This is a genomic window from Saccharomonospora iraqiensis subsp. iraqiensis, from assembly GCF_000430445.1.
In the GTDB taxonomy this organism is placed as follows: domain Bacteria; phylum Actinomycetota; class Actinomycetes; order Mycobacteriales; family Pseudonocardiaceae; genus Saccharomonospora; species Saccharomonospora iraqiensis.
This window is the reverse complement of sequence record NZ_KE387107.1, coordinates 1-2,413: the sequence shown is the minus strand read 5'-3', so window position 1 is coordinate 2,413 and position 2,413 is coordinate 1. Positions and strand designations below refer to the sequence as shown.

At 70.9% G+C, this 2,413-nt stretch carries 2 protein-coding genes; both read left to right on the top strand.

Annotated elements, in window-relative coordinates; genetic code table 11:
* The first annotated feature begins 295 nt into the window (after positions 1–295).
* Complete coding sequence (locus ACTIR_RS0115355) at positions 296–1,690, top strand: hemolysin family protein (RefSeq protein WP_026454944.1); 1,395 nt, start codon at positions 296–298, stop codon at positions 1,688–1,690.
* On the top strand, positions 1,687–2,413 hold a 727-nt coding region (locus ACTIR_RS0115350), incomplete at its 3' end, for a CNNM domain-containing protein (protein ID WP_026454943.1). The genes ACTIR_RS0115355 and ACTIR_RS0115350, both read left to right, overlap by 4 nt.

The following is a 2,413-nucleotide window of genomic DNA, read 5'->3' as shown; positions in this document are numbered from 1 at the left end:
CGGGTTGTAGACGCGCCGCCCGGGGCCCGCCCGACCCGTGCCCGGGGGCGACGTCGCGGACCCGTGATCGCGGTCGCGATGATCTGTGCCGTACGGTAGCGGCATGCGCTCCCGGAACGGTCGCGCTCCGACGGGGAGGGGAACCCGGAGACGTCGGAGACGGCGTACGGAGCGTTCGGTGACACGACCGGAGAACTCGGAGGCGTTCCACCCCCGTGAGCAGAGCGATCCGCTCCAGCCCGTCAGCAGGCCCACCCGGACAGGGCATCGACCCGGTGACGGCGGGCGGTGAGCGATGCTGACCGCCACGCTGACCCTGTTGCTGGGCATCCTCGCGATCCTGGTGATCATCGCGGCGAACGGCTACTTCGTCGCCCAGGAGTTCACCTACATGTCGGTGGACCGGGCGCGGCTCCGCGCGCAGGCGGCCGAGGGTGACCGGGTCGCCTCGCGTGTGCTGTCGGTGACCGAGCGCACCTCCTTCATGTTGTCCGGGGCGCAGCTGGGGATCACCGTGACGGGCCTGCTCATCGGGTACGTCGCCGAACCGCTCGTCGGGGAGAGCCTCGGGGTGCTCCTCGGCGGGGCGGGGGGCCCGGCGTCGGTGAGCATCACGGTCGCCACCGTCCTCGCCCTCGCCGTGTCGACCGTCGTGCAGATGATCTTCGGCGAGCTGTTCCCGAAGAACCTGGCGATCGCCAATCCCGGTCCGCTCGCCCGCGGTCTCGTCCGCTCGACACGGCTCTACCTGACCGTGTTCGGGTGGTTGATCACCGTGTTCGACCACGCGGCCAACGCGCTGTTGCGGTTGGTCCGGATCGAACCGGTGCACGACGTGGACAGCAGCGCCACCGCCCGCGACCTGGAACACATCGTCGCCGACTCCCGGGAGAGCGGTGACCTGCCCGAGGAGCTGTCGATGATGCTCGACCGCATCCTCGACTTCCCCGAGTACACCGTCGAGCACGCGATGATCCCGCGGTCGCGGGTGGACACGGTCGAGCCCGACACGACGATCGGGACCGTACGGTCCCTGATGGCGGCGGCACACACCCGCTACCCGGTCATCGACGCAGGCGACGAGCCGGTCGGCGTGGTCAACCTGATCGATGTGCTGGGCACGTCGCTGGCCGAGGACCGGCCCGTCCGCGCGCTGATGCGCCGGCCGATGGTGGTGCCCAGCCTGATGCCGCTGCCCGAGGCGCACCGGCGGATGACGGCCTCCCGCAACCACCTCGCGTGCGTCATCGACGAGCACGGCGGCTTCGCCGGCATCCTCACCCTGGAGGACGTGGCCGAGGAGGTCGTCGGCGAGATCACCGACGAACACGACCACCACCCGCCGGTCGCCGTCGAGCCCGTCGACGAGGACACCTGGCGACTCGGCGGTGACGTCCACGTCGACGAGGTCGAACGCGCCCTCGGCCACACGCTCCCGCGCGGCGACTGGGAGACGGTCTCCGGGCTGGTCATCGCGCATTTCGGTGCGTTCCCCGCCGTGGGGGACAGCGTCCGGGTGGAGCTGCAGGCCGATCCGGCCGAGCTCGCCCTGGACACCCCCGTGCACCGGCACCTCACGGTGGAGGTGCTCCGGGTCGCCAAGCGCGTTCCGACGCTGGTCTCCCTGACACTCCACGAATCGCGGGGCGAGCACGACGGCGACACCCGCCCGGAGGAGGAGCACGGATGACGAACCTGTGGATCGTCCTGCCGGCGACCGTCGCGATCATCGCGTTGAGCGCCTTCTTCGTCATCATCGAGTTCGCCCTCCTCGGGGCCCGCCGCAGCCGCCTGGAGGACGCCGCGTCCACCAGCCGCGGCGCCCGCGCCGCGCTGCGGAGCGTGAACGAACTCACGCTCATGCTGGCCGGGGCGCAACTCGGCATCACCGCCTGCACGTTCGCCCTCGGTGCCGTGACCAAACCCGCGTTCGACAGTTGGTTCTCGGCACTCCTGGGCCTGGTGGGACTGCCGTACTGGCTCAGCGACGTCGCCGCGTTCGTGCTGGCACTGCTGATCGTGACCTTCCTGCACCTCGTGGTCGGCGAGATGGCACCGAAGTCCTGGGCGATCGCCCATCCGGAGACCTCCGCCATCCTGACCGGGCCACCGGCCCGCGCCTTCATCTGGCTGTTCCGCCCCCTGCTGCTGTGGGTCAACTCCGTCGCGAACCGTCTGGTGAAGGCCACGGGAGTGCAACCGGTCGACCACGCGACGATCGGTGGCCAGGACGCGGCCACGATCCGGCACCTCGTGGAACACTCGGCCAACGTCGGCGCCCTCGATTCGTCGTTGCGCACCCCGATGTCCGGAGCGCTCGACCTGCAGAACCTGCGCGTCGACGACCTCCTCCGCCGCAGGGTCCCGCCGACGGCCGTGGCGGCGGAGGCCACCGCCGCCGATGTCCGGCGGG

Bases quoted from the DNA above. Each gene is read 5' to 3' on its own strand.
- ACTIR_RS0115355 (WP_026454944.1), top strand. From the start codon at position 296: ATGCTGACCGCCACGCTGACCCTGTTGCTGGGCATCCTCGCGATCCTG.